The following is a 2,153-nucleotide window of genomic DNA, read 5'->3' on the forward strand; positions in this document are numbered from 1 at the left end:
TCGACCGGCCCGGCTGCACGTTCTTCGGGCGCCGCCTGGAGCACCCCGACTCGCGGGTCTCGGTCCGCCTGGAGCCGGGCACGGCGCGGGCCGGCCTGAGCATCCGGTGCGACGAGGCGCACCACTACGACCTGGAGGTCGTGTCCGGCCGGGTGGACGTGGTCGCGCGGATCGGCCCGGTGCGCCAGGTCGTCGCGAGCCGGACCGTGAGCCCCGGACCGGTCACGCTCACCATCGTCACCCGCACCACCGACCTCGTGCCGCCGTCGTCCGTGCGGCCGACCGACGAGCCCACGGGCGTGGCGCCCGCCGGACCCGACACCATCGCGTTCCACGTGGACGACGATCCCGGACCGCTGGCCGAGCTGAGCGGGCGCTACCTGACGCCCGACTTCACCGGTGGGCTCGCCGGGCGGGTCGTCGGCATGTACGTCACCCGCGGGGTCGCGGCGTTCGACTGGTTCGACCACCGCGACCGGCTCTCACCGACCGGGTGAGCGGACGCCCGTCCGCTGACCCGGTGCACCGACGTCCCCCGGAGGTTCACCTGATGAAATCGACGCTGTTGTCCTCGGCGGTGCCGCGGCGCGCGGGAGCACTGCTCACCGCGATCCTCTGCGCCCTCGTGCTCGCGCCCGCGATGGCCAGAGCGGACAACCCGATCGTCCAGCACATCTACACCGCCGACCCGGCCCCGCTGGTGTACAACGGGCGGGTCTACCTCTACACCGGCCACGACGAGGACGCCTCGACCTGGTTCACCATGAAGGAGTGGCGCGTCTGGTCCTCCGACGACATGGTGAACTGGACCGACCACGGCTCGCCGATGAACCTGTCCACGTTCTCCTGGGCCAAGCAGGACGCGTGGGCCGGGCAGACGATCGAGCGCAACGGCAAGTTCTACTGGTACGTGCCGGTGGTGAACAAGGCCACCGGTCGGATGGCGATCGGCGTGGGCGTGGCCGACAGCCCCACCGGGCCGTTCCGCGACGCGATCGGCCGCCCGCTGGTGGAGAACGGCGAGATCGACCCGACCGTCTTCATCGACGACAACGGGCAGGCGTACCTGTACTGGGGCAACCCGAACCTGTGGTACGTGCGGCTCAACGCCGACATGACCTCGTTCTCGGGCAGCCCCACCAAGGTCCAGCTCACCACGGCGGGCTTCGGCAGCCGCTCCGGTGACGCGAACCGGCCGACGCTGTACGAGGAAGGCCCCTGGGTCTACAAGCGCAACGGCATGTACTACAACGTGTTCGCCGCGAAGTGCTGCTCGGAGTTCATCGCCTACTCCACCGCGCCGACCGCGACCGGGCCGTGGACCTACCGCGGCACCGTCATGCCCACCCAGGGCAGCAGCTTCACCAACCACGCCGGCATCGTGGACTTCAAGGGCAGCTCGTACTTCTTCTACCACAACGGCGCCCTGCCCGGCGGTGGCGGCTTCACCCGTTCCGTCGCGGTGGAGAAGTTCACCTACAACGCCGACGGCACCATCCCGACCATCAACATGACCACGGGCGGCGCACCGCAGGCGGGCACGCTGAACCCGTTCATCCGCCAGGAGGCCGAGACGATCGCCTGGGGTTCGGGCATCGAGACCGAACCGTCCTCCGAGGGCGGGATGAACATCGGCTGGATCGAGAACGGCGACTACGTCAAGGTCAAGGGCGCCGCGTTCGGCTCCGGCGCGAGGTCGTTCAGCGCACGGGTCGCCTCGGCGGGCTCCGGCGGCACGATCGAGGTCAGGCTGGACAGCACGAGCGGTTCGGTGGTGGGGCGCTGCGCCGTCTCCGCGACCGGCGGGTGGCAGACCTGGTCCACCGTAAACTGCGGGGTCAGCGGCGCGACCGGTACCCACGACCTCTACCTGCGGTTCACCGGCGGCAGCGGCTACCTGTTCAACATGAACTGGTGGCAGTTCACCGCCTGAGTCCCGGCCGATCGTTAACTCGGTGAACTGAGAAAGTTCACGCTCACAAAGGATGGTGGTACGGCGGCGCAGGGGGTGCTTCTCCCTGGTGGAAACCGGGTCGCGCAAGGGTTCTTGACGAAGGTTGTGACACGGCTTACTGTCGTGAGCGCTAACAATCGGAGTTTCGACCGAAACTTTCGTAGCGACGGTCGAGGGGGACTCGACCCGGTTTCCGCAC

1 protein-coding gene and 1 pseudogene are annotated in these 2,153 nt (G+C 68.8%); both read left to right on the top strand.

What is annotated here, in order from left to right; genetic code table 11:
• Positions 1–497: pseudogene (locus AB0G02_RS36425) on the top strand (hypothetical protein); the annotation flags it as partial.
• A gap of 53 nt (positions 498–550) precedes the next feature.
• Positions 551–1,933 (top strand): glycoside hydrolase family 43 protein, encoded by a 1,383-nt coding sequence (locus tag AB0G02_RS36430; protein WP_360803911.1) that lies wholly within the window; start codon positions 551–553, stop codon positions 1,931–1,933.
• The last annotated feature ends 220 nt before the right edge of the window (positions 1,934–2,153 follow it).

This window comes from Actinosynnema sp. NPDC023658 (assembly GCF_040639995.1).
Classification (GTDB): Bacteria; Actinomycetota; Actinomycetes; order Mycobacteriales; family Pseudonocardiaceae; genus Actinosynnema.